The sequence below is a fragment of the Staphylococcus sp. HMSC034C12 genome (genome assembly GCF_001835895.1).
GTDB classification, from domain to species: domain Bacteria; phylum Bacillota; class Bacilli; order Staphylococcales; family Staphylococcaceae; genus Staphylococcus; species Staphylococcus hominis.
The window spans coordinates 1-361 of sequence record NZ_KV826356.1 but is presented as its reverse complement, the minus strand read 5'-3'; the positions used below and the strand labels follow the sequence as shown (position 1 = coordinate 361).

The 361-nt window shown below is 41.0% G+C and carries 1 protein-coding gene; it reads right to left on the bottom strand.

Annotated features, from left to right (window positions below; translation table 11 throughout):
* Positions 1-361: MSCRAMM family adhesin SdrC (locus HMPREF2629_RS09390; protein WP_218117579.1), on the bottom strand; the 361-nt coding region annotated here is incomplete at both ends.

Genomic DNA, 361 nt, shown 5'->3' with positions numbered 1-361 from the left:
CTGCATCTGAATCTGCGTCTGCATCTGAGTCTGCATCTGCATCTGAGTCAGCGTCAGCATCTGCATCTGAATCTGCGTCTGCATCTGAATCTGCGTCTGCATCTGAGTCTGCGTCTGAGTCAGCATCTGCATCTGAGTCTGCGTCGCTATCTTCATTAAAGTATCCGTTATCAATACTGAAGTCATCATGATCAGTAATAGTTACATGTACTTCTTCACCATCGGCATCTTTTTCATCATCACTACCTAAGTTTGTAGTAGTTTGAGTGAAGCCTTCAGGTTTATCAAAATGCACAATATAGTCACCACTATCTAAATCATCAAAACGATATTTACCACTTTCATCTGTTGTTGTTGTTTT